This is a genomic window from Ruegeria sp. HKCCD7255 (assembly GCF_013031565.1).
Classification (GTDB): Bacteria; Pseudomonadota; Alphaproteobacteria; order Rhodobacterales; family Rhodobacteraceae; genus Ruegeria.
In genome coordinates, this window is sequence record NZ_WQAG01000007.1 from 49,404 (window position 1) to 75,039 (window position 25,636).

The following is a 25,636-nucleotide window of genomic DNA, read 5'->3' on the forward strand; positions in this document are numbered from 1 at the left end:
CGGGTTCAAGCAGCAGTTCGGGGCAAGGCGTGATCAGTCGAATTTACGAGACGGTGCCAAAACCATTGCCTCACCGACCAGAACCTTTTTGCCGTCTACCGCGCAATGACAATCCAGCTTGACCCGGCGCTTGGCAAAGTCGATGTCGATCACCTTGACCTCGGCATAAACCATGTCGCCCGGGCGCACGGGGGCAAGAAACTTCAGCGACTGCCCCATATAGACTGTGCCGTGACCTGGAAGCTGCTCACCGATCACGGCCGAGATCAGACCGGCGGTCAGCATGCCATGGGCGATCCGTCCTTCAAAGATCGTATCCCGGGCATAGTCATCGTCCAGATGCACCGGGTTCCGGTCGGTCGAGACCTGGGCAAACATTTCGATATCCTCGTCCGTCACCACTTTGCGCAGATGCCGGCTCATGCCCATTTCGATGTCTTCGATACAGATCGTACCGCGTGGAAGATTGTCCAACATGTCACCCTCATGCGAGTTTGGCGGGCAACAAAAATTCTGTAGATGCCCAAGTTTGGCAACTTTATTACTTCGCAGCTGCAGAAAATCAAGCTTTTTCTGACTAGCGCAACCGACCAATCGTATAGGTCGGGTTGATGTTTTCCCTTGCAATATAATCGGTTAGGGATTCGTGGTGTGGGTGGTGCTCGGTTTTTGTTTCAGCCGCGGCCAATCCACCTGAAATGAATAGGGAATCAATCCCTTCGCCCATCCCGCCCAGAATGTCGGTATGCGGTCCATCGCCGATGACCAGAATGTCGCTGTCGGGGATGTCATGCCCCAACTCCTGCAACCGGCGTCGCGCCAGATCGTAGATCGGAGGGTGCGGCTTGCCGAAATAAAGGCTCTCGCCACCCATTTCGGTGTAAAGCTTCGCCAAAGCGCCCGCGCACCATTCGCGCACTTCGCCACGGTCCACTACGATATCGGGATTGGCGCAGAGCAGCTTGAGGCCCTTTTGCTTGGCATAGAGAAAGTCTGGCCGATTAACGTCAGGGTCTGCCATTGGATCAAACGGGCCGCAGCAGACAATCCCTTCCGCCTCGTCCAACGGAACGCGTTCGATATGGATCGGATGATGCAACAGTTTAAGCGGCTCAAAAAAGCCCGCATCCCGCTGCCATTCTCCCATGAAATAGACCTTCTCACCCACTGCGCCCCGGTACATCGCGGAACGTGCCGAATCCCCACTGGTGGCGATGGTGTCATAGGCATCAATCGGTACGTTAAATTGCGCCAATTGTTCTCTCACGCCAGCGCGCGGTTTGGGAGAGTTCGTGACCAACACAACAACACCGCCCCGCTGGCGATAGGCTTGAAGTGCGGCCACAGCTTCAGGATAAGCGGTGATGCCATTGTGAACACAGCCCCAAAGATCGACGAACAGGGCTTTGTATCGGTCAGAAATTTCAGCCAGCGATGAGACGATTTGGGTCATGGAGCTTACTTTCCGGGCGAATGACAGGGTGGTTCAGCCTATGGCAGAGGCAGGTCGGTTTGGCCAGAGGGGGCTCTGCCCCCGCCGCGGCAGGCCGCGACTCCCCCGAGGTACTTTCAAACAGAAGAAGAATGGATCCTCTGCTTCTTCTGTTTCCAAATACCTCGGAGCGCGAGGCAGAGCCTCGCAATAAAACAAAAAGGCGCCCGATTGGGGCGCCTTCAGGTCGGAGATCAGACCTTGAGATTTGGAATAATCTGCTTTTTGCGGCTCATAATGCCAGGCAGAACCACGGCATCCCCATCGACCTGCGCATCAAAGCTTTTTTCGGCAACGGTTTTTACCAGGTCGTTTGGCACCAGCAACGTGGCCTCTTCATTCAGGATATCGACAACAAACAGCAATACCTGGTCCACACCGTCCTCGCTGGCGACGTCAACCATCGAAGCGGCGAGGCTGTCTTTGCGGTCCAGAACAACGCCCGGCGCGGTTGTTTCCAGTACCGAGACGCGGAATTTGGTGCCGTCGACCTCGTATTCCTTGCTGTCCATGCGGATCAGTTCGGCGTCCGAGAAGGACGAGACATCCGACTTTGCCGAAAACATTTCAGCCGCATAGGCCGATACGTCCAGGCCCAGATCGGCTGCCAGTTTCTCGGCCACGGCACGGTCATGCGGGGTGGTGGTGGGCGAGCGGAACTCCAGCGTGTCGGAAAGGATGGAAGTGAGCGCGGCGCCTTTCACAGCATCGGGCATCCGGGCTGCGTCGTCCCCAATCAGGTCAAGCATGATTGTGGCGGTGCAGGCCAGGGGGCGCACAGTGATGTCGATCGGGCCTTTGGTTTCCAGCCCACCGACCAGTTTATGGTGATCGATGATGGCGCGGATATCAGCACCGTTGACGCTGGCGGGCAGTTCGGCGGGGTTGTTGGTGTCTACGATGACGACCGGAGCATCCGCTTCGACATCGCCGATGATGCGCGGTTTGGGCAGGCCCCAGCGCTGCAGCATGAAAGCTGCTTCGGTGTTGGGCTCACCAAGCAGAACGGGCTCGGCGCTCTCGCCTTTCACTTCGTTCAGATACCAGGCCCACAGGATCGGAGAGCCGGTGGAATCTGTGTCGGGGGATTTGTGACCAAATACAAGGGTTGTCATGTCAGCGTCCTGAGGATTGTATATTTGCGCGCCTTATAGGGTGGTGCTTCACGCTTGTCACGCCGTCCTGTGCCGAATGCGACGGTTGGTCTGGGTTTGCTTGACCAGGGCCTAGAACGGAGCGCGCGTGAGGGTGTAGCCTGCAGTCTGCAACTGGTTCAGCAGGCCATAGGTATCCCCCAAATGAGCGGCACCCACGGCGATGACGGCGGTTTGGTCCTCGATGGCCAGAATGCGTTGCATCCAGCTGTTGTTCCGTTCGACCAGCAGGCTTTGTTCGATCTTGACCCATTCCTCTTCAAACTCGTCTTCGGGCAGGCCCGCAAGCTCTCGCCCGAACAGGCGGCCGAACAGAAGCACCTCGGCGTGCCTTTCGTTGAAATAAGAGTTTGCCATCGTGGTGATCTGATCTTCACCTTGCTGGAAAGTGGCTGTCATGCGGGCCAGGGATTTCGCCTGATCTTCCAAAGGGTACCGGTTAAACAAGCGCATCAGGTCATCGATGCTTTCGAGTGAATGTTGCGCAATGCCATGTTCTTTGGCCAGCGCGGTCAGGCGGGTGTCGAGGCCGAATTCCGGTTGCGGAGTTTGCAAGATGCAGGTCGGAAGTGCCAGCATCATGCCCAGAAACCACGGGCGCATCTTTGCCGCCATCCAGGAGGGGATGCCCCGTTCGGCCAATATGGTGGACAGATCGGCCCAGTCCTCTTCTGGCAACAGGTCAACCAGAGTGGGCCCCGAGGTGATGAGCACCGGGCTTGGATCCGCAGCCAGGCGTTTTTCCCAGGAATCAAGTTCGTCTTTTGTGACTTCGAAATAGAAAGCGTCAGCGTTTTTGAGGGTCGGGGCCAGACGGTCGACGATTGCGTCCATCTGGGGAAAATTGAGGTGCAGGGTGCCTATGATATGCAGTGTCGTCTGGTCTTTGGTCGCAATCCAGTGGTTCCCTTCCGGGAACGGTAGGGTGGCCAATGTGGCATCGAATTCAGCTTTTGAGGCGGGCGACAAATCCTGCATCAGATCGCGACCCTCGCAAGCGGCGTAAGCAGATACAGGCAGCAGCATCGAGAGTAAGAGCAGAAATATGCGCATTGGAATTTACCCTTGCAAATCAGTGGTGCCGGAACACTGCCGCGCAGAGCCGGTAGGTGCAAGCACGTTAATCGGCTGGTATTTACCCGCAATTTGCCTAGCATTGCCCCATGGACCGCGAGCAGGATCTTTATCCCCCCATCAAGGCTTTGTTAGAGCGTCAGGGGTACACTGTGAAAGGCGAGGTTGGGGCCGCCGATATTGTCGCCGTGCGCGGGGACGAAGCCCCTGTTATTGTCGAATTGAAACTGCGTTTTGCGCTTGCGCTGTTCCATCAGGCGATCACGCGGTTGCGGATCACGGATCAGGTCTATGTCGCCGTGTGCAAGCCCAAAGGGCGGACGGCGCGGCGCGCGCTCAAGGACAATCTGAACCTGTGCCGCAGGCTCGGGTTGGGGTTGATCACTGTGCGCCCAGACGGTCGGGTTGAGGTTCATTGCGACCCCGGGCCCTATGCGCCGCGCAAGGACAAGGCCAAAGCGGCGCGGTTGTTGCGTGAGTTTGACCGGTTGCAGGGCGACCCCAATGCAGGCGGCGCGACACGTTATGGGATTGTGACGGCCTACCGACAGGACGCTCTGAAATGCGCGGCGCATCTGGCGGAACATGGCGCAACCAAAGGGTCGGACGTTGCAAAGGCGACCTGTGTTGATGCAGCGACGCGTTTGATGCGCGAAAATCACTATGGCTGGTTCGACAAAGTAGACAAAGGTGTCTATGCACTTTCCAAGGCGGGGCAGGACGGTTTGAAACACTGGGCTTATAGCTGGGAACAGAGCGAATAATCCGACCTTATTCCGTCAGATCCTGAATTTTGGAAAAATCCCTCACAACTTGTTGACTCGGGCGCGGTGACTGCCTAGCTATGCGTCGTTATCACTCGGTAGGTGTGAGTGCTAACGCCTCGCGTTTCCGCGAGGGGAGGATAGATAACTTTGAGCCCAAGGAGCTGCAAAGATGGCATTGAAACCGCTTCATGACCGTGTGCTGGTTCGTCGCGTTGAAAGCGAAGAGAAAACCGCAGGCGGCCTGATCATTCCTGACAGCGCAAAAGAAAAGCCCAGCGAAGGCGAAGTTGTTGCGACCGGTGAAGGCGCGCGCAAGGACAGCGGCGAGCTGATCGCAATGGCTGTAAAAGCTGGCGACAAGATCCTGTTCGGCAAATGGTCGGGCACCGAGGTTCAGGTCGACGGCGAAGAGCTGCTGATGATGAAAGAAAGCGACATCATGGGGATCATCGAGTAAGCCCTGGCGCTTTCTCTGATCTTCCGTCTCAACATATTTCTCAAGGAGAAACGACATGTCTGCAAAGGACGTCAAATTTGACACCGATGCCCGTAACCGCATGCTGGCCGGCGTAAATGTTCTGGCTGATGCTGTTAAAGTGACACTGGGCCCCAAAGGCCGCAACGTGGTACTGGACAAATCCTTCGGCGCACCGCGCATCACCAAAGACGGTGTATCGGTTGCCAAGGAAATCGAACTGGAAGACAAGTTCGAAAACATGGGCGCGCAAATGGTGAAAGAAGTCGCCAGCCGCACCAATGACGAAGCCGGTGACGGCACCACCACTGCTACTGTTCTGGCCCAAGCCATCGTGCGCGAAGGTCTGAAGCAGGTTGCAGCGGGCCTGAACCCGATGGACCTGAAGCGTGGCATCGACCTGGCGACCGCCAAGGTTGTTGAAGGCATCAAGTCGGCTTCGCGCGAAGTCAAAGACTCGGCAGAAGTTGCTCAGGTTGGTACAATCTCTGCCAACGGCGAAGCTGAAATCGGCCAGCAGATCGCAGACGCGATGCAAAAAGTTGGCAACGAAGGCGTCATCACCGTTGAAGAAAACAAAGGTCTGGAAACCGAGACCGATGTTGTCGAAGGTATGCAGTTCGACCGTGGCTACCTGTCGCCTTACTTCGTGACCAACGCAGACAAGATGATCGCAGAGCTCGACGACTGCATGATCCTGCTGCACGAAAAGAAACTGTCTTCGCTGCAGCCGATGGTTCCGCTGCTGGAGCAAGTGATCCAGTCGCAAAAGCCGCTGCTGATCATTGCCGAGGATGTTGAGGGCGAAGCGCTGGCGACTCTGGTTGTCAACAAACTGCGCGGCGGCCTGAAAATTGCTGCTGTCAAAGCACCGGGCTTCGGCGATCGCCGCAAAGCCATGCTGCAAGACATCGCAATTCTGACCGGCGGTCAGGTCATCAGCGAAGATCTGGGCATGAAGCTCGAGTCCGTCACCATGGACATGCTGGGCACTGCCAAAAAGATCGAGATCACCAAAGACGAAACCACTATCGTTGACGGTGCAGGCGAAAAAGCCGAGATCGAAGCGCGTGTCGGTCAGATCCGCACTCAAATCGAAGAAACCACCAGCGACTACGACCGTGAGAAACTGCAAGAGCGCGTTGCCAAACTGGCAGGCGGTGTTGCTGTTATCCGTGTCGGCGGCATGACCGAAGTTGAAGTGAAAGAGCGTAAAGACCGTGTGGACGATGCTCTGAACGCAACCCGCGCTGCTGTACAGGAAGGCGTTGTTGTGGGCGGCGGTGTTGCTCTGGTTCAGGCCGGTAAAGCTTTGGAAGCCCTGAAAGGTGCAAACGCCGATCAGGACGCGGGTATCAACATCGTACGCAAGGCCATCGAAGCGCCTCTGCGCCAGATCGCCGAGAACGCAGGCGTCGACGGTGCGGTTGTTGCGGGCAAAGTTCGTGAATCCTCGGATGCGTCCTTTGGCTTCAACGCTCAGACCGAAGAATATGGCGACATGTTCTCGTTCGGCGTCATCGACCCGGCCAAAGTTGTCCGGACTGCTCTGGAAGACGCGGCATCGGTTGCAGGCCTTCTGGTCACTACCGAAGCCATGGTCGCCGACAAGCCTGCCAAAGAAGGCGCGGCACCGGCCGGTGGCATGCCCGACATGGGCGGCATGGGCGGCATGATGTAAGCTTACCGCTTACGCAGTTGCGAATTGAGACGGGGTCGCCTTGGGGCGGCCCCGTTTTTGTTTTGAATGGCCGCTGGTGCGGCCATGCCTCCGGCGGAGGTATTTTTGAACAGAAGAAGCGGGGTGGCGCGTCTGCGTGAAAGGGAGTGTGCAAAGCTTTTCGAAACCGCTATGCGGTTGGGATGCAATTGTTTCTTCTGACTGCCCTGACCATGTGCGCCTTTGCGTCAAACTCGATTCTGAATCGGCTGGCCGTTGAAAGCGGTGCGAGCGATCCAGCGGGTTTTGCCGTGATCCGGGTTTTGTCAGGGGCGTTGGTGCTGGCAGCCCTGGTGGTGCTGAGGTCCGGGCATTTACCGCTGAGAAACAGGCGGCGGATCGCGGGGGCGGGATCCTTGTCGCTTTACATGATAGGGTTCTCGCTGGCCTATCTGACCCTGGATGCAGGGTTGGGCGCTTTGATCCTGTTCGGGGTGGTGCAAATTACCATGTTTGCGGTGACATCGGTCACTGGTGCGGCACCGACGATGCGGCAAGTTTCAGGCGCGGCGATTGCGCTGTTGGGGCTTGCCTTTGTGCTTTGGCCGTCAGGGGATGTGCGGGTCGATCCAATCGGAGCGATGCTAATGGTGGCTGCTGGCGTTGGTTGGGCAATCTATTCGCTGGTGGGGCGATCCGAACCCGACGCGTTGGCCGGAACCGCAGCCAATTTCATTGTAGCTTTGCCGGTGACCGCACTGGGGTTGATCCCGCTGGGCGGCAATTGGGACATGAGCGCTGCTGGATACGCTCTGGCAGCGCTGTCCGGCGGGGTTACCTCGGGCTTGGGTTATGCGCTTTGGTATCGGGTCTTGCCGCAACTGGCCGCTACAACGGCAGCGGTCGTGCAACTCAGCGTTCCGATCATCGCCATTGTGGCGGGCGTGGTCTTGCTGACCGAGGCCGCAAGCCTGCGCCTGATCCTGGGTGCTGCGCTTGTTTTGGGTGGTATCGCGTTGGCCGTCTTGCGCCTGACGCCGCGCTAGGGGTTTTATCACCCCAAGTTTGGGCGTATTTGGCGGCTATGAAGTTTCTGTTTGCCCTTGTTCTGTGTCTGGCCCCCGGACTGCTCCATGCCAAATGCGTGGTGTTGTTGCACGGTCTGGCCCGTACAGAGGCGTCGTTTACGGTGATGGAGCAACTGTTCAAGGCGCATGATTATCACGTTGTCCGCCCAGGCTATCCTTCGACCGACCTGACGATTCCGGAATTGGCTGATCAAACGTTGCCCGAAGCGTTTGCAGCCTGCGGCGAGGATATGGTGAACGTCGTGGCCCATTCGATGGGAGGCATTCTTCTGCGGTACTGGCTGCAGGACAATCACCCGCAAAATCTGGGCAGAACGGTCATGCTTGGGCCGCCCAACCAAGGCAGCCAACTGGTCGATGAGCTGGGCGCTTACGAGGTGTTCGGCATGTTGAACGGACCGGCAGGTCTGGCGTTAGGGACGGGCCCCGAAGGTATCCCGCGACAACTGCCCCCGGTCACGTTCGAGCTTGGGGTGATCGCGGGTGAAAATTCGTTGAACCTGCTGTTTTCCTCTCTGATCGACGGCCCGGATGATGGCAAGGTTTCGATTGAGACTACCAAAGTCGACGGGATGAAGGACCATATCGTTCTGCCGGTGACGCACACATTCATGATGAACAACCCTTGGGTCATGGCGCAGGCGCTGCATTTCATCGAATTTGGTCGTTTTGATCCGGAGATCACCTGGCTGGACGGGGTTACGGATATTATTGACGAGATCTGCATCGGTCTGGATTGCTCCGAACCTGATTCCGAGCGGTCGGAATGAGTGCATTATCGCTAACGCTGACAGGTGCTCAGGTTCTGACGCCTGATCGGGGGCTGATCGCCACGGATCTGTCTTTGGCTGACGGTGTCATTTGTACGACCGCGTCTGCTCGCCAAGTGGACCTGTCTGGCTATTGGGTCCTGCCCGGTATCATCGATCTGCATGGCGATGGTTTCGAACGCCATATTGCGCCGCGCCGGGGAGCGATGAAACAGATGACCGAAGGCATTCTGGCCGTCGAGGCCGAGCTTGCCGCAAACGGGATCACGACAGCGGTTTTGGCCCAGTTCTACAGCTGGGAAGGCGGTGTGCGAGGGCCCGACTTTGCAGCACAGGTCTTTGACGCCATCGCGGTCGTGGGTCCAGCGACCGTGACTGATCTGATCCCTCAGTTGCGGTTCGAAACTCATATGCTGGATCACTATGCGGAACTGCCAGATCGTGTCACCGCTTGGAAAATACCCTATGTTGTGTTCAACGATCACCTGCCGCATGACCGTTTGGCCGAGGGGCGCAAACCCCCGCGTTTGACCGGGCAGGCGTTGAAGGCAGGGCGCAACCCAGAGGCGCATTTCCAAATGCTGTTGGACATGCATGCGCGGCGCGGAGAGGTGCCTGCTGCGCTTGACCTTCTTTGTGCCGAACTCAGAGAGCAGGGCGTGCGTCTGGGCAGCCATGACGATTCAACATCCAAGGATCGGGCAACCTGGCGCGCGCGGGGTGCGCAAATATCGGAGTTTCCCGAGACGCTTGAAGCCGCCGAAGCGGCGCAGCAGGCCGGAGATCACGTTATTCTTGGATCCCCCAATGTGGTGCGTGGCGGGTCGCACAAAGGCAATGTCAGCGCGTTGGACCTGATCGCCATGGGGCTATGTGACGCCATTGCCTCCGACTATCACTATCCCAGCCCGCGCCGCGCCGCCCTGATGCTCGCCAAATCCGGACTGGTTGATCTGGCAGGTGCGTGGGCGTTGGTTTCGTCCGGTCCGGCACGCGTGCTGGGCCTGTCAGATCGCGGAGAGCTCAGCCCCGGAAAACGCGCCGATCTGGTCATACTGGACGCAGACACCCACCGCGTTGCAGCCACATTATCAGCCGGGCGGGTCAGCTATATGGCCGGAGATATCGCGGCCCGCTTTCTGCGCTGATCCGCGCTTTACCTGGCCAAAAACATCCCCGCCGGAGGCATTAAGCACAAGCGCGACTACGACTTACGGACGATCCGGTTGAAATGGCCCATCTTGCGGCCTGCCTTTACCTCGGCCTTGCCGTAAAGATGCAGCGCCACGTCACGTTCCTGCGCCAGTTGGGGGACTCGGTTCATGTCATCGCCGATCAGGTTTTCCATCACCACGTCCGAATGACGTTGCCCGTCGCCCAGCGGCCAGCCAGCAATTGCGCGGATATGTTGTTCAAACTGATCAACGGCGCAACCGTTCTGCGTCCAATGGCCCGAGTTATGCACACGCGGCGCGATCTCGTTCACGATCAAACCCTGCGGTGTGACAAACAGCTCGACCCCCATGACGCCAACATACTCCAAAGCGTTCAGGATATTGGCTGCCAACAGAACAGCATCTGTCCGCTGAGTTGCCGAAAGCCGGGCCGGGATCTTTGTAGTATGCAGGATACCGTCGCGATGCACGTTTTCACCGGGATCGAAACAGGCCACCGAACCGTCAAGCCCGCGTGCGGCAATGATTGAAACCTCGTGCGAAAATTCGATGAACCCCTCTAGAATCGCCGGTGCTCCGGCCATGTCGGCCAGCGCAGCTGCGGCATCTTCGGGCGTGCGCAGCCGGGCCTGCCCTTTGCCATCATAGCCAAACCGCCGGGTCTTCAAGATAGAAGGGGTTCCGATCCGATCAATTGCCGCCTCAAGGCTGGCCAGATCAGCGATGTCGGCGAAAGGAGCCGTTTGCAGCCCCAGATCCTGAAGATAGGTTTTCTCCGTCAGCCTGTCCTGGCTAACTCGCAACGCCTCGCGCCCGGGGCGGATTGGCCTGTGCGCTTCCAGAATATCCAGCGCCTCGGTGGGGATATTCTCAAACTCATAGGTGATGACATCGACGCTGTCGGCAAAGCGCTTGAGCGCCTCAACATCGTCATAGGCCGCCGTTGTCACCCGGTCCGCCACCTGACCGGCAGGCGGATTGGCGCCCGGCTCAAAGATGTGGCTGACAAAGCCCAGTCGGGCTGCGGCCACAGACAACATCCGGCCCAATTGGCCACCGCCCAAAATTCCGATCGCTGCACCAGGGGCCAGCATCTCTGCCATGTTCAAGTCTCCAAACGTTTGCCGATTGCATCAAGTGCCACGCGCAGCGCGTCATGCGCCCCGTGGCCGCGCAATGTCTCTGTCATCTGCAGGCTGAGCGTGCCATCTGTCGCAAGATCATCCCGCTCCTGTGCAAGGCGCCCGGCGGAACCTTTGTCCATATTCGCCAAAAAGCCTGCCATAAACTGCGTGGTATAGAATTCGGCCCCGGCGTCATCTCCGGTTGTGCGACCCAACCAGGCCGCGCCGCTGGCCATCAGATCGAGCAGGCCGGGAACCATGGCGCAGATTGCAAAATGGGCGTTCAACGCGGCTTCATCCGCGACTTTGACAACAGGGTTTTCTGGCTCGAACAACTCGGCCAGAACGCTGTCATTGCCGTAAGCTGCCAACGGGCAGCCACCGTTTTCCAGAAACCCCAAGGGGATGGTCTGAACGAAATTTGACGCGGGTGCGCATAGCTGCGCCAATTGCTGGGCCGAGACAGAGGCCATCACCGAAACGATCCGCTGATCTGCGCGGAAGCTTAGCGGGGCCAAGACGTCGGACGCGACCTGCGGGCGCAGACATAAAAAGACGATGCCCGAGGCGTCGATTACCCCCTGCGGGTCCTCGACGTGCGCGCCTATATCGCGCTGCAGTTCAGTCGATACGTCGATATTGCGCCGGGTGACGGAAACCTTATGCCCTCTGGCAGCCAAGAAGCGGGCCATCGGCGCGGCGATATGGCCGGTTCCGATAAACCCGATACGGCTCATCCCTGCGGTTCCTGCGGGATCGAATCTGACAGGGCGGCGCGCCAGGCATCCAGCCGCCCCGCCAGCACGTCATCCTGCAAGGCGAGAATACCGGCAGCCATCAGGCCCGCATTGATAGCCCCGGCCGATCCAATGGCCATGGTTGCCACAGGGAAGCCCTTGGGCATCTGCACAATGGAATAGAGCGAATCGACGCCCGACAATGCGCGGGTCTGAACCGGCACACCGATGACAGGCACCCGAGTTTTCGATGCCATCATACCCGGCAAATGCGCGGCCCCTCCGGCACCGGCGATGATAACCTGCAACCCGCGCGACACGGCGGTCTTTCCATAGTCCCAAAGCCGATCAGGCGTGCGGTGGGCCGAAACGATGCGCGCCTCGTAAGCGACACCCAACTCGTCCAGAATATCAGCAGCGTCCTTCATCGTGGGCCAATCCGACTGGCTGCCCATGATGATCCCCACTTTCACATCGCTCATCCGCTTTTGTCTCCGCGCTCAGAAAGAGCGCGCACTATAGCCAAATCCCTATGGCTGGCAATGAGCGAGAGGGTCTTCAGGCGATGATATCTGGTGTCAGGCGATCTTCGATAATGCGAATGATGTCTTTCAGCCGCAGTTTCTCTTTCTTGAGACGCCGCAAGGTCAGTTGATCAGCTGTTCCACGGTCATGCAACGCTTCAATCGCCTCATCCAGATCCCTGTGCTGGCGGCGAAAAACCTCAAGCTCGACCCGCAGAACTTCGTCTGTTTTCATGGAAAGGTCTGTGGGCGCGTTCATTGGCGACTCGTGGTTTGTTCTGGTGCGTTGCAAACAAGATAGTGTGTCAGACGTTATCACGCCAGACCTTGTGGACATCCTGTATTCTTCCCATATTCTATATCAGATGGTCGCCAGAACGGGGCCTCAAACGACGTCGCTTTGACAAAAAAGGACGAAAAACGTGTCGAAACTTACTCTTGGCTCATACCCGCATCTTTTGGGGTTCGAGCAGCTGGAACGCCTTCTGGAACGGTCTGCAAAGGCTGGCAATGAAGGGTACCCGCCCTACAATATCGAACAAACATCGGATTTTTCCTACCGGATCACGTTGGCCGTGGCCGGGTTCGCCGAAGAGGACCTGTCGATCACCATTGAAGACCGTCAATTGGTGATCCGGGGCCGTCAACGCGACGACAGCGAAGGGCGCATATTCCTTCACCGCGGGATCGCGGCGCGACAGTTTCAGCGCATGTTCGTGCTGGCCGATGGCGTGGAAGTGGGCGAGGCGATCATGGAAAACGGTCTGTTGCATGTGGACCTGACCCGCGCTGTGCCTGAAACCGTGGTGCAAACGATCAACATAAGAAAGGGGTAAGAGCAATGAATACACCGATTGAAATCAATGCCGAAGGCGATCGCATCGTCTATGTAAAGACAATTGATGTCGCTGATTTGCCCAGCGATTTGCGCGATCAAGCAGGCGATCTGGATCAGCTTTACGCCGTTCACGACTCAGACGGCCAGCAACTGGCGCTTGTGGCCGATCGCAAGCTGGCCTTTGTGCTGGCTCGTCAGCACGACCTGTCACCGGTGGCCGTTCACTGAAGCGGCCCCTTGTGATTTCCACGTGACATCTGCCGCCCCAAAGGCGAGATATGCGGAACCCGATGGGTTTTGCAAAGGAAAGGGGCGCAGGGCATGGGCTGGTACGACTTTGACTGGGTAGATGCATTCACCGACCGCGCCTTTGGTGGCAATGGATGTGCTGTTGTGCACGGCGGGGCCGCGCTGCCCGAGGATGTTTGCAAGGCCTATGTCCGCGAGACTTCTCTGGTCGAATGCACGTTTACCGAGCCTTCCGACATTGCTGACATTCGCGTGCGGTATTTTCTGGCCAGCCGCGAGATCCCTTTTGCCGGACATCCCACCATTGCCACCGTCGCGGCCTTGCGGTCGCGCGGGCTGGTGCAAGGGGATCATCTGACGCTCGAGACGGGGGCCGGGATTGTAGCCATCCAGCTGAACGGGGATGAGATCGAGATGACGCAGGTGGCACCCCAGTTCGGTGCCCATGTGCCTGCTGAACTGGTGGCCGCGACGGTTGATCTGCCGGTGGACGCGATCATTTCCCCGCCTCAATTTGTCTCAACCGGTCTGCCGTTTTGCATCACCGTTCTGCGCGATCATGCAGCATTGCGCGCCGCGCGTCTGGTCGAGGAGCCGTTGCGCGAGGTTGCCAAATCTGCGGGGCATTCCGGTTCGGATATGGCCGAGCCTTTTCTGGTCACGCTTCAGGGCGCGACCGAAAGGGGTGACACGTTCTCGCGCCTGTTGATGGCCCCGCCAAACCCGGCTGAGGACCCGTTTACTGGATCAGCCACCGGTGCGATGGCGGCTTATCTGTGGAAATACGGGCTGATGAACAAAGACAGTTTCACCGCCGAGCAAGGCCACGATATGGGCCGCCCCGGGCAGGCTACTGTCACGCGTGTCGGGCCGCCCAAGGCGATGACCGGTATCAAGGTGGCGGGGCGTGGTCATATTTTGATGCGGGGCCAGGTCGATCTGCCTGAGGCCGGTCTGTGACCGACGCCGCAATTGCAATTTTGCCCTATGGTCACCGGCTTGGCCCCTCTCTGGCCAAGCTACCACTGGCCGAGCTGATCTGGCCACTTGGCTGCCCGGATCGTTTGCGTGGCAAGACGGTTGGCGATCTTGAGCGTAGCGATCATCTGATCATGTTCCCGAACTCAAGCGTGCATCTCAAACTGCGTCGCGGCACGCAGGCGCAAATCTCGTTGATGATGGGAGAGCCCTCGGCGATCCACGGCAAGCACGACCGGATGCTGCGCTATACTTGGCGGCGGTTCTTTCGGGTGATGACGTTTCACGATGTACTGCTCAAGTCGCTGCCCAATGCGGTGTTTCTGCCCTATGGCGTGACGATGGTGCCGGATTGGCAAGAGTTATCGGCAGAGAAAACAAAAAACTGTTCTCTGATCGCGTCTGCCAAGCGTGATCTGGAAGGCCATCAACTGCGCCACAAGGTGATTGACTGGGCGCGCGAAACTGGCGCCGATATCGATATCATGGGGCGCGGCTATACACCGTTCGAACATAAATCCGACGGTCTGGCCCCGTATCGCTATTCCGTGGTGATCGAAAACGTGCGTGAGCGGAATTACTTTTCCGAAAAACTCACCGACGCGATCCTGTGCGGCACGGTACCCATCTATTGGGGCTGCCCGAATATTGATGATTTCTTTGACACTTCAGGCATGATCCTGTGCGAGTCCAAGGCGGAAATTCAGCGCGCCATTCAGTCGACATCGCCGCAGGACTATGCGACGCGTTTGCCGCGCTTGCAGGCGATACAACCAGTGGCAGCCGATTATGGCGATTTCGATTCCCGCGCCGCACGTACCCTGTTGGAACAAGTGAAGGCAGACTAATGCTCGGTGGCAGATGGTGCCAGCCACCCCACCGGTCGGATCGGATTGGCCTCTGGTTCGATCCCGTGCCTCTGACACAAGCGATGCAGATATGACCCGACAAAAGGCAAACCATTTGCCGTCTGCGAAAGAAGCTTCTTTTGATGGCCATAAACGTGAACCGAATGGACGTTTGGTCGTTCGATCTGGCTTGTCCGAACAGCCGAGTCGTGCAAGTGGAGGAAATCGGCCTTAGCCAGCGGATAAAACACATCCGCTTCCATTGCATATCGGTCTTCGCCGGTTTGCGTCAGAAAGTGTTGCAATGCTTTGGGGCCGGAACTGCCCCAGGGCAGCGACTCGATCCCCCAGCTCTCGCCTTGTCGAACACGTTGTCTGTTTCTGCGCTGCATCCGAGGTCCGCGCCAGGGCTGTGTCGGGTTCGGCGAGGTCAGAAATGCCAGCATGAGCTCGAGAGCCCGCGAGGTTGATGGCAGGCGCAGGACGCCATTGGGAAACTCACCCGTTTGCGACCGACCGAAAACATAAGGTGATGAGAACACGAAGGGTTTGACGCAATAGGCATCCAGATCGACCCAGATGAAATCTGTCAATTGAGACAGTCGAAGTCGAAAAAGATCCGAGAAAACTGCGACCTTCAGCCTGTCCGTGTGATCCATTGCAAACGGTGGGGGCCAAAGGATATCCGCGGCAGGACGCATCTCGGTCCCGTCTGGGAGGCCTGCGACAGGATGAGACGTATAAAGAACGAACCGGTGGCCGCGATCCAGATAAGAGCGAATGCATAGCGCCTCCAGCCAGCTCAGGTCTGATCCGTACCAGAAACCGGCGATGGTGGGCAGGGCAGTATTCATATGCGGTTCGCTTGCATGGCCTGACAATTGCATCGACCGCGACCAGGTTTGTCAATCGCCACAAAAAAAGCCCCCGGAAACCGGAGGCTTTTGAAACCATTTTGTCGGCCCTCAGGACGCGGCGATCAAGCCCATGCTTTCCAGCTTCAGCAAAACCTGGTGGGCGCAGTTGTCGACATCGACATTTTCTGTCTCGACGCTGAGCTCGGGGTTTTCAGGCACATCATAGGGGTCTGAGATGCCGGTAAACTCTTTGATCTTGCCTTCGCGCGCCAGTTTGTAGAGCCCCTTACGGTCGCGGCGTTCGCATTCCTCGATGCTGGTGGCCACATGGACCTCGCAGAAGGCGCCAAAGGCTTCGATCTCTTCCCGGACCGCGCGGCGGGTGGTGGCGTAAGGCGCGATCGGGGCGCAGATCGCGATGCCACCGTTCTTGGTGATCTCAGAGGCCACATAACCAATGCGACGGATGTTCAGATCGCGGTGCTCTTTCGAGAAACCCAGCTCCGACGACAGGTTCTTACGCACGATGTCCCCATCGAGCAGGGTGACAGGACGGCCACCCATCTCCATCAGTTTGACCATCAAGGCATTGGCGATGGTGGATTTGCCCGACCCCGAGAAGCCGGTGAAGAACACAGTAAAGCCCTGCTGGCTGCGCGGCGGCTTGGTCTTGCGCAACTCGGCCACAACCTCGGGGAAGCTGAACCATTCAGGGATTTCCAGTCCTTCTGCCAGACGGCGACGCAGCTCGGTGCCTGAGATGTTCAGGATCGTGACATTGTCGCGATCTTCGATCTCGTCATTCGGCTCGTATTGCGCGCGCTCCTGCACATAGACCATGTGTTTGAAATCGACCATTTCGATGCCGATCTCATCCTGGAATTTGCGGAACAGGTCCTGCGCGTCATAGGGGCCGTAGAAATCTTCGCCCTGGCTGTTCTTGCCGGGGCCGGCGTGGTCGCGGCCCACGATGAAATGAGTGCAGCCATGGTTCGCACGGATCAGCCCATGCCAAACAGCCTCGCGCGGGCCAGCCATACGCATCGCCAGGTTCAGCAGCGACATCGAGGTCGTCGAGGCCGGGTATTTGTCCAGCACCGCCTCATAGCAGCGCACTCGGGTGAAATGATCGACATCGCCGGGTTTGGTCATGCCGACAACCGGGTGGATCAGCAGGTTGGCCTGCGCTTCCTTGGCTGCGCGGAAGGTCAGTTCCTGGTGCGCGCGGTGCAGCGGGTTGCGGGTCTGGAACGCAACGATGCGACGCCAGCCCAGCTTGCGGAAATAGGCGCGCAGCTCGTTCGGCGTGTCGCGGCGGGCGCGAAAATCGTAGTGGATCGGCTGCTGGATCCCGGTCACAGGGCCACCCAGATAAACCTTGCCCGCAACATTGTGCAGATAATTCACAGCCGGATGCGCGTCGTCATCGGCACCAAAGACCATTTCGGCTTCGCGCGCTTTGTTGGGCGTCCAACGGTCGGTCATAGTCATCGTGCCCAGGATCACGCCTTCTTGGTCGCGCAACGCGATGTCCTGGCCCAGTTCGATGCTGTCGGCAAACTCTTCGTTTACATCCAGCGTGATCGGCATCGGCCATAGCGTGCCATCGGCCAAGCGCATGGTGTCGACAACGCTGTCATAGTCTGCTTCGCTCAGAAATCCCTTGAGCGGATTGAAGCCGCCATTCATCAGCAGTTCGAGGTCGCAGATTTGGCGTGGTGTCAAATCCCAGCTGGTAAGGTCAGCCGCTTCGACCTTCAGCTTTTGTGCAGATTCGTAAGAGACATAGAGTTCTGGGATCGGGGCCAAATTGTTTAACATCGTCATCGTAATACTCTTAGGGACATGTGCCGTGGCGGCGTTGCGGATAGTTTCGTCGCGCATTTGCCCCGGTCTGAGCGCAATGTCCAGAGATGTCGGCGAACAAAGGACGAAATGCGCTGATTTTGCCGGTTTTGGACAGAGTATTCCAGATTCCAGCCAATAGGTGACAGATTGTCCGCAGTATTTTGATGGCCGGTCGGCGTCTAGGCGATCTGTTCTTCCGGGGCGGTCAGAGCATCAAGATCTACTGCGTGTTTCAGGGGAAGTGCAGGAACCGGGTCTGCCACACCCCGCAGCCGGAATTTTCGCAGTTGAGAGCGGTTTGGTTCTATGCCGGCCGCTTGAAGAACTTTTGCCGAAGCCAAAAGCTCGACACTCAGCGCCTTGGTCTCACCTTCCAGACGGCTGGCGACGTTGACCGCGTCACCAATGATGGTCCGGGGCGCGTGTTTGGCCGCACCGATTTCACCAAGTACCAAATCGCCCAAGTGCAAACCCATGCCGATGCGAATGGCGGGGCTGCCTTCGGCTTCAAGCTGTTGGTTGAACCGCGCCAAAGCACGGCCGATATCCGCCGCAGCCGCAAGACTGGCCTGGGCCGAGCTTTCGGCATCGGGGGTCTCGAACATCGCAAGCAACCCGTCACCCATGTATTTGTCGACGGTTCCACCATGGGCGGTGATTGATGGGACAATGGCGTCAAAAAACCGGTTCAGCAGGAATACGATATCATAAGGCAACTGACCTGTGGTGCGCGCGGTAAACCCGCGCATGTCCAGAAACAGCACGGCCAGTTGCCGTTCCTGCCCCTGGCTTGCATGTGCGCGGTCACGCCCGCCTTCGGGGCGAAATACCCGAAACACGGTCAGCGGCTCTGTCGGGCGCAACTGGCAGGCCAGCCGCGTGCCTTCAGCAGCACCGACAGCAGCAAGGCTGCGCGCTTCGGCCTCACTGGGTGGTGGCAGTTTGCCCGCGCCGTCCTCGACGATCACCCGGCAGGTCGTACAACGGCCTTTGCCCCCGCACAGCGCGGTATGGGGAACCCCATTTGACTGAGACATCTCAAGCAATGTCATGCCCTTTTCAGAGGTGACATCGGGGCCATTGACATAGCGCACATGGACCGAATGCCGCCGCCGCCACAGCTTGCGACCGAAATAGGTCAACGCGGTCAAGGCAAGCAGCCCCCAGAACACTTTCTTAGAGGTGTCGCCGACCGCAAACAGCGCTGCAAATTCGTCCTGTGTCGGCCAGTTATAGTGCTCGATATACTGCTCACGTAGAAAAGGATCGGCGAAATCAGACCAGAGACGGCGCCCTTCGGTCAAAACACCGGACAGGGCGAAAGCGGGAACAAAAACCGCAAATCCGATCAGATAAGGAACAAGCGACCCCCACCACCTGGTCAGGCGCAGCCACATGTGCAGCCCGATGCAGCCATGGATCCAGACGATCAGCAATAGCAGGCTTTGGGTCCAGATCGCAGTGCTGGGCCACATCAGGATGATGATATAACCCATCTCATCGTTGACGTCGAAAACCTCATGGGCATAGCGGGTCTGAACGATATGGGTGATCAATTGTAACGGGATCAACAGCCCCAGAACTGCCTGCAATGCCAGCGAAAACGGCATGCGCAAAGTGCGGCGTTGGGCGATCGAGATAAGGGCCAAACCCGCATGGGTCACAAGCGCCACATAGAGTATCGCACTCATGATGTTATGGCGCGTGACGAATTTCCGCCCGTCCTGCATGTCATGCAGCAGGTCGGTGTGGAACAGTCCCATACCGATATTCAAGAAGTGGAAAAACGCAAAGACAAACAGCACAAGGCCGCTAGCGATCCTAAGCCGGCTCGCCCATCCGCCGCGCCATAGAATGCTCGCCACCGATCTCACCTGTCGTCGTTTTGTCTATCAGGATTTTGGGATGCCAAGGGGCAGGGGTCAATAGACCCCTCCTGATCTTGATCGTGATGGGTCTTGCGGAACCCGACTTGTGCAGGTCAGTCCTGTTCGGCCAGAAACCGTTCGGCATCCAGCGCGGCCATACATCCCATCCCGGCACTCGTGACGGCTTGGCGATAGATATGGTCGGTTAGGTCACCGGCGGCAAAAACTCCGGGAATCGATGTTTCGGTCGAGCCGGGCTTGGTCACCACATACCCGCCCATATGGGTTTCAAGCGCATCCTTGACCAACTCATTGGCCGGAGCGTGACCGATGGCGACAAAGACGCCCTTACAGGGGATTTCGGTCACCTCACCGGTTTTGACGTGTTTCACGCGGACGCCTTCGACGCCCAGCGGGGCGTCCGTCCCGATCACCTCATCCAGTTCGTGAAACCAGAGCGGTTCGATCTTTTCGTGCTTGAGCAGGCGGTTTTGCAGGATCTTTTCGGCCCGCAACTCATCGCGGCGGTGAATAAGGGTCACTTTGCTGGCGAAGTTGGTCAGAAACAGCGCTTCTTCGACCGCTGTGTTCCCGCCGCCGATCACAACAATTTCCTGCCCGCGATAGAAGAAGCCGTCACAGGTTGCGCAGGCTGAAACGCCAAAGCCCTTGAATTTCTCTTCTGACGGCAGTCCTAACCACTTGGCCCGGGCGCCGGTGGCCAGAATGACCGCATCGGCGGTATAGACGGTTCCGCTGTCGCCTTTGGCGGTGAACGGGCGCTGGCTTAGGTCCAGATCGTTGATGATGTCGCCAATGACCTCACAGCCCATGGCCTTGGCATGATCTTGCATGCGCACCATCAGATCGGGGCCCTGTACTTCGGTGTCGCCTGGCCAGTTCTCGACCTCGGTTGTTGTTGTCAGCTGACCACCGGGTTCGATCCCTTGAACCAGAATGGGCTGCAACATCGCACGACTGGCATAAACGCCGGCGGTATATCCGGCCGGGCCCGAGCCGATGATCAGAACTTTGGTATGTCGTGTCTCGGCCATGGTTCCCCCAATTGATCTGCCGTGCGGGCGCAACGCCCCAATGCGGTTGGATATAGCGATGCCCGCGCCGGGCTTAAACCCCCTTCGGTCGGGGTCAAATTGATGAAAAATCGAACGCGCAACATCTGGTTCTTACAGGATGGAGCAAAGATTATTGCTCTGATGCGAAAGAATATTGCGCCTTTTGGGGGTGCTGATATAACAACCAAAAATTTGAGGAGCAAATAATGGTCACCACCCGGCTGGACGAAATAGACCGCAAGATACTGGCGGAATTGCAGGCCGATGGGCGTATGACCAATGTGGAACTGGCCAAACGCGTTGGAATTTCCGCGCCGCCCTGTTTGCGCCGTGTCAGGACACTGGAAGAATCGGGCTTTATCCGTGGGTATCACGCCGAGGTCAACGCACGCGAGCTTGGGTTTGAAGTTCAGGTATTTGCGATGGTCGGTTTGGAGAGCCAGGCCGAATCCGAACTCAGCGCGTTTGAGGCGCGGTGCCAGGAATGGCCCTTGGTTCGCGAATGTCACATGCTGAACGGTGAAGTCGACTTCATGCTGAAATGTGTCGCCCCTGATCTAAGCAGTTTTCAGCAGTTCCTGACCGGGGAACTGCTGACAACACCCAATGTGGCAAGTGTTAAAACGTCACTTGTTATTCGCGGCGCCAAAGACGAGCCAGGCGTGCCATTCGATGTCCTGGAAGACCGGATGAACCGAACGGCCTAACACCCAGATGTTCCGCTTCGGGGATTCGAGGTGGCAGCCAAGCGACCACCGCCAAGGAAAAAACCCAGCCTAATAATATCTGCATAATGCCCCACGACTTGCAGTTTCAATTCTGTGGCTCACGCTGTAATTGCGTCCACCTCTCCATCTCCGGCGCGCGGCATCAGCAGCGGTCCGAAATCGCTTAATGTGTCAATATGCGCGAACAGGTTCAGATAGACCGCGCGCAAGGATTGACTGATCATTCGCACTGCGTTCGTACCAGGGTGATAGGTTTCGAACTGCAGCCCATCGACTTGAATAACGGAATGTCGCGGTACGCAAATGTGAAACAGCTCGACCGGTGTGGGCGGTAGCGTTTCGATGACGTTCATCCCATCTTGGAACTCGCTGACGGGACATAACATGGGTTGGCCGCCGCTTAGGTGCCGCAAATGTGCTGGCACACCGAGAAGCCGGGCCGCAGGACCTGTGATCACTCCAGACATCGGTTTTTGCATGCCGAAAGTGTCGGCCATGATGCGCGTCAATGGGCGCATGCGGCCGCGTGAATCTTCGCGCCCGGGAACAAGCGTTACGCACCCTTTCCAAACAACTGGCTGCGAACCGCCATCTTGTGTCTGCACTTCGTCACCGGGCAGCAGATCTTCGATAGCCATCGGACCTTGAGTGGTTTCCACAATCGATCCTCGGGTAAAGGCGCAGAAAGCATCTTCGAACATCGGTAAGGCCGGGGCAATGTGGCGGGTCTGTGTTACCTCGCCATTGCTCAGAAGTGTGCTCACCTCATAGCGCCGCAGCTGCGCTTTTTGTTTTGTTCCCTGTCTTGGCGCTTCACGCAACATGGCCGATGTTTCGACCGCGTTCCGAGCTGCACGAGACAGTGTGTTTGGAATGTTCATCTTTATTCCGTCCCCTCGCATTGTGCAGGCCAAGCCGTTGAACCCCCGAACAACATTGCCCAACCAGTGTCGTCTCTGCCCGGGCTGCGTAAGCTGTTCACTACGTCGCCTGTGCAGCGCACCGTCTTCTCAGAAAACCATAACAAACTGTTCACTCTACCGACCCCCAGACATACTCTTACTAAGCAGACAAAACTGGTCTGCGCCTTTTGGCTCTTGGCAGCTTCCGGCATCAGGTCAGAGCCAAGCCTGATGCGGTATTCTCATCTAGTTCGGGAAGTGACAGATATTCCCGACTTATTTCTTGTGTCAGCGACGCTCAGCCAATCGACGTGCTACCCTGACAGAGCCGCTGGAAACTCGTTTCCAAGGCATTTCTGGTTGCAGGATCTGAGCGCTTGCGATCACAGCGCGAAGAAAACGGGATCTTGTCTTCATTTTCTGTCCTGCTCTTGTCTTTGGGGCAAGAAGCCCTGGCATCCTTTGTAACTCCTTTGTGACCGGGCTTTGCGGCACAGATAAGGCTGTTTCAGGATGAATTGAGGACAAATTGAAGGTCTGCGGCACCTCATTCACTAACAAATCCAGTGCCCCTGAAAGCGTGGCGTTACAACCACTTGAGGACCGGAAAAAACTCATACGATTCTGCGAAAAATAAACACAATAAATGTGGCGGAAAGTTGGCAAAGCTGCCTTAATTGCGTCTAACTCTATAACCTGATCGCTGAAATCAGGCGGCCATAGTCGGCTTCTTTGGCATGAGTCGAGCGCCGATATGAATAGAATCTGTCAGGGTCGGAATAGGTGCAATGGCGGGTCCATTCGGCGGATTTGACACCGGCCTCACGCAGTTTGTTCAAACCATATCCCGGCAGGTCGAATTGCAGGCGATCTCCGGTCCCGCCTGCAAAGAAACGGGCATTGTCAGGCGTCTCCATCATGAAGCTGTCCATGAGTTCCGGTCCGACCTCATAGGCGCGTTGTGAGATTGACGGTCCAATCACCGCGCAGGTGTTTTCGCGGCGAGCCCCCAGAGCCTCCATGGCATCAAGAGTAGCCTCCAACACGCCATCCAACGCGCCGCGCCATCCCGCATGTGCAGCGCCGATCACATTTGCGTCAGGATCAGCAAACAGAACAGGCTGGCAATCGGCCGTCAGGATGGTTAGCGCAAGCCCTGGGGTGGCAGTGACAACTGCATCCGCTTTGGGTTTGTCACCGTTCAGGGGTGCATCGATGGTCACTACGGTGGGTGAGTGGACCTGATGCACGCCAACCAGGGCCTGCGGATCAACCTCCATGGCTTCTGCCACGCGTCGACGGTTCAGCGCGACAGCTTCAGTCTGGTCCGACGACCCAAGCCCGCAGTTCAAACCGGAAAAAATCCCCGACGACGCACCGCCGCGGCGGCTGAAGAACCCGTGACGGACGGGTGACAGCATGTCCGAAGTCAGAATTTCCAAGGTCATGGTTCCAATCCCGGTGGTGGCGCTGCGTGCTGGGGGTAGAGACCCAGTACTTTGAACAGGTTTCCCATTTCATCGGGATGCGTCAACCGTCGATGTGCTGCAATCAGACCATCAAGCGCCTCGCCCGCCAAATTGGACGCCAGCGCTTGCGCGCGTGCAGTTATGCCCAGCCGCTCCAAGAACACACCTTGCGGTGTCAGGCGCGTATGACAGCAGCCATGCGCGCGAATGGTGGTCGCCAAGGGTTCGAAATCCACATGTGCGGTCAGGTCGGCTTGACCCGGGCGTTCCAGCGGGTCTGCACGCGTGTGGGCGCGCAGGGCCTGAAACGTATCGCCAAGCGAATGCCAGTCGCCATAGTCGATTATCAACCCCGCGCCCCCATGCAAAGCGATACGGTTTGACAAGGTTTCGATGGCGGGTAGCGCGGGGGTGCAAAGCTCAACCAGGTCTCCGTCTTCGGTGTCGTCCAGACGTGCTTGCAAAGCTGGTTGCGGCGCGGTTTCCCCCAAGCCAAAGCTCAGGGTCGTCCCGTTTGATCCAATCAGACGTTCGCGCCAGCCGTCGCCATCTTTCACGAATTGTCGGATCGGCAGGGCGTCAAAAAATTCGTTGGCCACCATAAAGACAGGCCTGTCAGGCAAGGCTTCAAGCGTTTCGATCCAGTCCGGGTCATAGCCTTTCAGGGTTTTGGTCTGAGCGGCACGCAAAACGGGCGAGGCTTCGAACAGCGTCACCTGCAAGGCTGCATGGAAGCCGGGCACAGCCTGGGTGGCGCGCAAAATGTCAGCCATCATTGTACCGCGTCCGGGCCCAAGCTCCAGCAACAGGCAGTCTTTCGGCTGCCCCTGATCCAGCCAGCATTTTGCCAAAGTCAGGCCGATCAATTCGCCGAACATTTGGCTGATCTCAGGGGCAGTGGTGAAATCCCCCTTTTGCCCAAGCGGGTCGCGTATGGCGTAATAGCCGAACTTGGGGTGCAGCAAACAGGTGCTCATATATTCGGCAACGGTCATAGGGCCGTCTTGCGCGATACGTTCTATAAGGTGATCGAGCAAGCTCATGCGCGGGTGCGCGCCCTGAGAGCAAACCAAAGCCCTATGGCAATCATGGGTAGCGAAAGCAGCTGCCCCATCGTCAGGCCATAACCGCCGACTTGAAATGCCAACCCCAGCGGGTTTCCTGGTGACACGAATTGGGTGTCTGGTTGGCGGAAAAATTCGACGATAAAGCGCGAGAGGCCATACCCGGCCAGAAATACACCCATGACAAGGCCTGGCCTGTGAAATGCACCACGCCGATAGGCGAGCCATACCAGCAGGGCGCTCAGCAGCAGGCCTTCAAGCAAAGCCTCATACAGCTGCGAGGGGTGGCGCGCGCACAGCCCCGCAACAACGCCCGGACAGTCTTGTGCCGCCGCGCCGGGGAAAACAACAGCCCAGGGCAGTTCCGATGGGCGGCCCCAAAGTTCGGCATTGTTGAAATTGGCCAACCTGCCCAAAAACAGCCCGGGCGGCACGGTGTGGGCGACCAGATCCCCCATCGAAAGGGGCGGGATATTGTGGCGCCTGGCATAGACAAAGGCGACAACAATGACGCCCAGAAGGCCGCCGTGAAAGGACATCCCACCTTGCCAGACTTTCAAAATTTCAAGCGGGTGGGAGAGGTAATAGGCGGGCTCGTAAAACAGGACGAATCCCAGCCGACCGCCCAGGATGACGCCCAGAATGATCCAGGTGATCAGATCTTCGACCTGACCCGGCTGCATCGGGGGTGTTTTGTCGGGCCATAAGTTCGGCCGCCGTAGCGCCATGATCGCCATTCGCCAGGCGATCAGAATGCCGACAATGTAAGCCAACGCATACCACCGCAGCGAAAACTGCATCCCGAACAGAGCGATCGAGAAAACTTCGGGCGATAGATCGGGGAAATTTAACACAGCCTGCATATGCGTCT

At 57.8% G+C, this 25,636-nt stretch carries 27 protein-coding genes; 11 read left to right on the top strand and 16 right to left on the bottom strand.

Annotated features, from left to right (window positions below; genetic code table 11):
• Window positions 1-33 precede the first annotated feature (33 nt).
• From GOX45_RS13860 to GOX45_RS13875, 4 genes are all read right to left on the bottom strand, one after another.
• On the bottom strand, window positions 34-477 hold the full coding sequence (locus GOX45_RS13860) for a MaoC family dehydratase (RefSeq protein WP_074736482.1): 444 nt from the start codon (window positions 475-477) through the stop codon (window positions 34-36).
• A 100-nt stretch (window positions 478-577) separates the two neighbouring features.
• Complete coding sequence (locus GOX45_RS13865; RefSeq protein WP_171101754.1) at window positions 578-1,453, bottom strand: TIGR01459 family HAD-type hydrolase; 876 nt, start codon at window positions 1,451-1,453, stop codon at window positions 578-580.
• A 233-nt stretch (window positions 1,454-1,686) separates the two neighbouring features.
• Window positions 1,687-2,607: a manganese-dependent inorganic pyrophosphatase gene (locus tag GOX45_RS13870; protein WP_171101755.1), complete on the bottom strand. Its 921-nt coding sequence runs from the start codon at window positions 2,605-2,607 to the stop codon at window positions 1,687-1,689.
• A 111-nt stretch (window positions 2,608-2,718) separates the two neighbouring features.
• Window positions 2,719-3,699 carry a TraB/GumN family protein gene (locus tag GOX45_RS13875; protein ID WP_171101756.1) on the bottom strand — a complete coding sequence of 327 codons (981 nt, stop codon included), beginning with the start codon at window positions 3,697-3,699 and terminating at the stop codon, window positions 2,719-2,721.
• Between the two features lie 110 nt (window positions 3,700-3,809).
• Here GOX45_RS13875 and GOX45_RS13880 point away from each other — a divergent pair, with 110 nt between their 5' ends.
• The 6 genes from GOX45_RS13880 (at window position 3,810) to GOX45_RS13905 (ending at window position 9,628) form a co-directional block, all read left to right on the top strand.
• Complete coding sequence (locus GOX45_RS13880; RefSeq protein WP_171101757.1) at window positions 3,810-4,484, top strand: DUF2161 domain-containing phosphodiesterase; 675 nt, start codon at window positions 3,810-3,812, stop codon at window positions 4,482-4,484.
• 172 nt (window positions 4,485-4,656) lie between these two features.
• The gene (gene groES, locus GOX45_RS13885) at window positions 4,657-4,944 is read left to right on the top strand and encodes a co-chaperone GroES (RefSeq protein ID WP_170423103.1); all 288 of its coding nucleotides are present in this window, start codon (window positions 4,657-4,659) and stop codon (window positions 4,942-4,944) included.
• Between the two features lie 55 nt (window positions 4,945-4,999).
• Window positions 5,000-6,643, top strand: a complete 1,644-nt coding sequence (gene groL / locus GOX45_RS13890) for a chaperonin GroEL (RefSeq protein WP_171101758.1) — start codon at window positions 5,000-5,002, stop codon at window positions 6,641-6,643.
• A gap of 182 nt (window positions 6,644-6,825) precedes the next feature.
• Window positions 6,826-7,668, top strand: a complete 843-nt coding sequence (locus tag GOX45_RS13895) for a DMT family transporter (RefSeq protein WP_171101759.1) — start codon at window positions 6,826-6,828, stop codon at window positions 7,666-7,668.
• A 38-nt stretch (window positions 7,669-7,706) separates the two neighbouring features.
• Window positions 7,707-8,480 (top strand): triacylglycerol lipase, encoded by a 774-nt coding sequence (locus GOX45_RS13900; RefSeq protein WP_171101760.1) that lies wholly within the window; start codon window positions 7,707-7,709, stop codon window positions 8,478-8,480.
• Entirely contained in the window at window positions 8,477-9,628 is a 1,152-nt protein-coding gene (locus GOX45_RS13905) for an alpha-D-ribose 1-methylphosphonate 5-triphosphate diphosphatase (RefSeq protein ID WP_171101761.1), read from the top strand. The genes GOX45_RS13900 and GOX45_RS13905 overlap by 4 nt, the downstream gene beginning before the upstream one ends.
• A gap of 56 nt (window positions 9,629-9,684) precedes the next feature.
• On the opposite strand, the gene GOX45_RS13910 is transcribed toward GOX45_RS13905, so the two are convergent.
• The 4 genes from GOX45_RS13910 to GOX45_RS13925 all read right to left on the bottom strand — a co-directional run bounded on the left by GOX45_RS13910 (window position 9,685) and on the right by GOX45_RS13925 (window position 12,299).
• A complete protein-coding gene (locus tag GOX45_RS13910) occupies window positions 9,685-10,758 on the bottom strand; it encodes a 5-(carboxyamino)imidazole ribonucleotide synthase (protein WP_171101762.1) in 1,074 nt (357 codons plus the stop codon).
• 2 nt (window positions 10,759-10,760) lie between these two features.
• Window positions 10,761-11,516, bottom strand: a complete 756-nt coding sequence (locus tag GOX45_RS13915) for an NAD(P)-binding domain-containing protein (RefSeq protein ID WP_171101763.1) — start codon at window positions 11,514-11,516, stop codon at window positions 10,761-10,763.
• The gene (gene purE / locus GOX45_RS13920; RefSeq protein WP_171101764.1) at window positions 11,513-11,998 is read right to left on the bottom strand and encodes a 5-(carboxyamino)imidazole ribonucleotide mutase; all 486 of its coding nucleotides are present in this window, start codon (window positions 11,996-11,998) and stop codon (window positions 11,513-11,515) included. The genes GOX45_RS13915 and purE overlap by 4 nt, the downstream gene beginning before the upstream one ends.
• A gap of 76 nt (window positions 11,999-12,074) precedes the next feature.
• The gene (locus GOX45_RS13925) at window positions 12,075-12,299 is read right to left on the bottom strand and encodes a YdcH family protein (protein ID WP_050604880.1); all 225 of its coding nucleotides are present in this window, start codon (window positions 12,297-12,299) and stop codon (window positions 12,075-12,077) included.
• Window positions 12,300-12,462: 163 nt separating this feature from the next.
• On the opposite strand from GOX45_RS13925, the gene GOX45_RS13930 reads away from it, so the two are divergent.
• From GOX45_RS13930 to GOX45_RS13945, 4 genes are all read left to right on the top strand, one after another.
• Window positions 12,463-12,876: an Hsp20 family protein gene (locus GOX45_RS13930; RefSeq protein WP_058275530.1), complete on the top strand. Its 414-nt coding sequence runs from the start codon at window positions 12,463-12,465 to the stop codon at window positions 12,874-12,876.
• Between the two features lie 5 nt (window positions 12,877-12,881).
• Entirely contained in the window at window positions 12,882-13,106 is a 225-nt protein-coding gene (locus GOX45_RS13935) for a DUF1150 family protein (RefSeq protein WP_171101765.1), read from the top strand.
• A gap of 93 nt (window positions 13,107-13,199) precedes the next feature.
• Window positions 13,200-14,087 (top strand): PhzF family phenazine biosynthesis protein, encoded by an 888-nt coding sequence (locus tag GOX45_RS13940; RefSeq protein WP_171101766.1) that lies wholly within the window; start codon window positions 13,200-13,202, stop codon window positions 14,085-14,087.
• A complete protein-coding gene (locus GOX45_RS13945) occupies window positions 14,084-14,953 on the top strand; it encodes a glycosyltransferase family 10 (RefSeq protein WP_171101767.1) in 870 nt (289 codons plus the stop codon). The genes GOX45_RS13940 and GOX45_RS13945 overlap by 4 nt, the downstream gene beginning before the upstream one ends.
• On the opposite strand, the gene GOX45_RS13950 is transcribed toward GOX45_RS13945, so the two are convergent.
• From GOX45_RS13950 to trxB, 4 genes are all read right to left on the bottom strand, one after another.
• Entirely contained in the window at window positions 14,950-15,807 is an 858-nt protein-coding gene (locus GOX45_RS13950) for a hypothetical protein (RefSeq protein ID WP_171101768.1), read from the bottom strand. The genes GOX45_RS13945 and GOX45_RS13950 overlap by 4 nt on opposite strands.
• Window positions 15,808-15,918: 111 nt before the next feature.
• Window positions 15,919-17,637 (bottom strand): bifunctional sulfate adenylyltransferase/adenylylsulfate kinase, encoded by a 1,719-nt coding sequence (locus GOX45_RS13955; protein WP_171101769.1) that lies wholly within the window; start codon window positions 17,635-17,637, stop codon window positions 15,919-15,921.
• Between the two features lie 200 nt (window positions 17,638-17,837).
• Window positions 17,838-19,523 (bottom strand): adenylate/guanylate cyclase domain-containing protein, encoded by a 1,686-nt coding sequence (locus GOX45_RS13960; RefSeq protein ID WP_171101770.1) that lies wholly within the window; start codon window positions 19,521-19,523, stop codon window positions 17,838-17,840.
• 116 nt (window positions 19,524-19,639) lie between these two features.
• Window positions 19,640-20,581 (bottom strand): thioredoxin-disulfide reductase, encoded by a 942-nt coding sequence (trxB, locus tag GOX45_RS13965; protein ID WP_171101771.1) that lies wholly within the window; start codon window positions 20,579-20,581, stop codon window positions 19,640-19,642.
• Between the two features lie 227 nt (window positions 20,582-20,808).
• On the opposite strand from trxB, the gene GOX45_RS13970 reads away from it, so the two are divergent.
• A complete protein-coding gene (locus GOX45_RS13970) occupies window positions 20,809-21,309 on the top strand; it encodes an Lrp/AsnC family transcriptional regulator (protein ID WP_171101772.1) in 501 nt (166 codons plus the stop codon).
• Window positions 21,310-21,428: 119 nt separating this feature from the next.
• Here GOX45_RS13970 and GOX45_RS13975 read toward each other — a convergent pair whose 3' ends face one another.
• The 4 genes from GOX45_RS13975 to lgt all read right to left on the bottom strand — a co-directional run bounded on the left by GOX45_RS13975 (window position 21,429) and on the right by lgt (window position 25,628).
• Entirely contained in the window at window positions 21,429-22,211 is a 783-nt protein-coding gene (locus GOX45_RS13975; RefSeq protein WP_171101773.1) for a Hint domain-containing protein, read from the bottom strand.
• A gap of 710 nt (window positions 22,212-22,921) precedes the next feature.
• On the bottom strand, window positions 22,922-23,680 hold the full coding sequence (gene pgeF / locus GOX45_RS13980; RefSeq protein ID WP_171101774.1) for a peptidoglycan editing factor PgeF: 759 nt from the start codon (window positions 23,678-23,680) through the stop codon (window positions 22,922-22,924).
• Window positions 23,677-24,744 (bottom strand): class I SAM-dependent methyltransferase, encoded by a 1,068-nt coding sequence (locus tag GOX45_RS13985; protein WP_171101775.1) that lies wholly within the window; start codon window positions 24,742-24,744, stop codon window positions 23,677-23,679. The genes pgeF and GOX45_RS13985 overlap by 4 nt, the downstream gene beginning before the upstream one ends.
• Window positions 24,741-25,628, bottom strand: a complete 888-nt coding sequence (gene lgt / locus GOX45_RS13990; protein WP_171101776.1) for a prolipoprotein diacylglyceryl transferase — start codon at window positions 25,626-25,628, stop codon at window positions 24,741-24,743. The genes GOX45_RS13985 and lgt overlap by 4 nt, the downstream gene beginning before the upstream one ends.
• Between the last annotated feature and the right edge of the window lie 8 nt (window positions 25,629-25,636).

Bases quoted from the DNA above. Each gene is read 5' to 3' on its own strand.
- GOX45_RS13860 (WP_074736482.1), bottom strand. From the start codon at position 477: ATGTTGGACAATCTTCCACGCGGTACGATCTGTATCGAAGACATCGAA.
- GOX45_RS13865 (WP_171101754.1), bottom strand. From the start codon at position 1,453: ATGACCCAAATCGTCTCATCGCTGGCTGAAATTTCTGACCGATACAAA.
- GOX45_RS13870 (WP_171101755.1), bottom strand. From the start codon at position 2,607: ATGACAACCCTTGTATTTGGTCACAAATCCCCCGACACAGATTCCACC.
- GOX45_RS13875 (WP_171101756.1), bottom strand. From the start codon at position 3,699: ATGCGCATATTTCTGCTCTTACTCTCGATGCTGCTGCCTGTATCTGCT.
- GOX45_RS13880 (WP_171101757.1), top strand. From the start codon at position 3,810: ATGGACCGCGAGCAGGATCTTTATCCCCCCATCAAGGCTTTGTTAGAG.
- groES (WP_170423103.1), top strand. From the start codon at position 4,657: ATGGCATTGAAACCGCTTCATGACCGTGTGCTGGTTCGTCGCGTTGAA.
- groL (WP_171101758.1), top strand. From the start codon at position 5,000: ATGTCTGCAAAGGACGTCAAATTTGACACCGATGCCCGTAACCGCATG.
- GOX45_RS13895 (WP_171101759.1), top strand. From the start codon at position 6,826: ATGCAATTGTTTCTTCTGACTGCCCTGACCATGTGCGCCTTTGCGTCA.
- GOX45_RS13900 (WP_171101760.1), top strand. From the start codon at position 7,707: ATGAAGTTTCTGTTTGCCCTTGTTCTGTGTCTGGCCCCCGGACTGCTC.
- GOX45_RS13905 (WP_171101761.1), top strand. From the start codon at position 8,477: ATGAGTGCATTATCGCTAACGCTGACAGGTGCTCAGGTTCTGACGCCT.
- GOX45_RS13910 (WP_171101762.1), bottom strand. From the start codon at position 10,758: ATGGCAGAGATGCTGGCCCCTGGTGCAGCGATCGGAATTTTGGGCGGT.
- GOX45_RS13915 (WP_171101763.1), bottom strand. From the start codon at position 11,516: ATGAGCCGTATCGGGTTTATCGGAACCGGCCATATCGCCGCGCCGATG.
- purE (WP_171101764.1), bottom strand. From the start codon at position 11,998: ATGAGCGATGTGAAAGTGGGGATCATCATGGGCAGCCAGTCGGATTGG.
- GOX45_RS13925 (WP_050604880.1), bottom strand. From the start codon at position 12,299: ATGAACGCGCCCACAGACCTTTCCATGAAAACAGACGAAGTTCTGCGG.
- GOX45_RS13935 (WP_171101765.1), top strand. From the start codon at position 12,882: ATGAATACACCGATTGAAATCAATGCCGAAGGCGATCGCATCGTCTAT.
- GOX45_RS13940 (WP_171101766.1), top strand. From the start codon at position 13,200: ATGGGCTGGTACGACTTTGACTGGGTAGATGCATTCACCGACCGCGCC.
- GOX45_RS13950 (WP_171101768.1), bottom strand. From the start codon at position 15,807: ATGAATACTGCCCTGCCCACCATCGCCGGTTTCTGGTACGGATCAGAC.
- GOX45_RS13955 (WP_171101769.1), bottom strand. From the start codon at position 17,637: ATGACGATGTTAAACAATTTGGCCCCGATCCCAGAACTCTATGTCTCT.
- trxB (WP_171101771.1), bottom strand. From the start codon at position 20,581: ATGGCCGAGACACGACATACCAAAGTTCTGATCATCGGCTCGGGCCCG.
- GOX45_RS13970 (WP_171101772.1), top strand. From the start codon at position 20,809: ATGGTCACCACCCGGCTGGACGAAATAGACCGCAAGATACTGGCGGAA.
- GOX45_RS13975 (WP_171101773.1), bottom strand. From the start codon at position 22,211: ATGAACATTCCAAACACACTGTCTCGTGCAGCTCGGAACGCGGTCGAA.
- pgeF (WP_171101774.1), bottom strand. From the start codon at position 23,680: ATGACCTTGGAAATTCTGACTTCGGACATGCTGTCACCCGTCCGTCAC.
- GOX45_RS13985 (WP_171101775.1), bottom strand. From the start codon at position 24,744: ATGAGCTTGCTCGATCACCTTATAGAACGTATCGCGCAAGACGGCCCT.
- lgt (WP_171101776.1), bottom strand. From the start codon at position 25,628: ATGCAGGCTGTGTTAAATTTCCCCGATCTATCGCCCGAAGTTTTCTCG.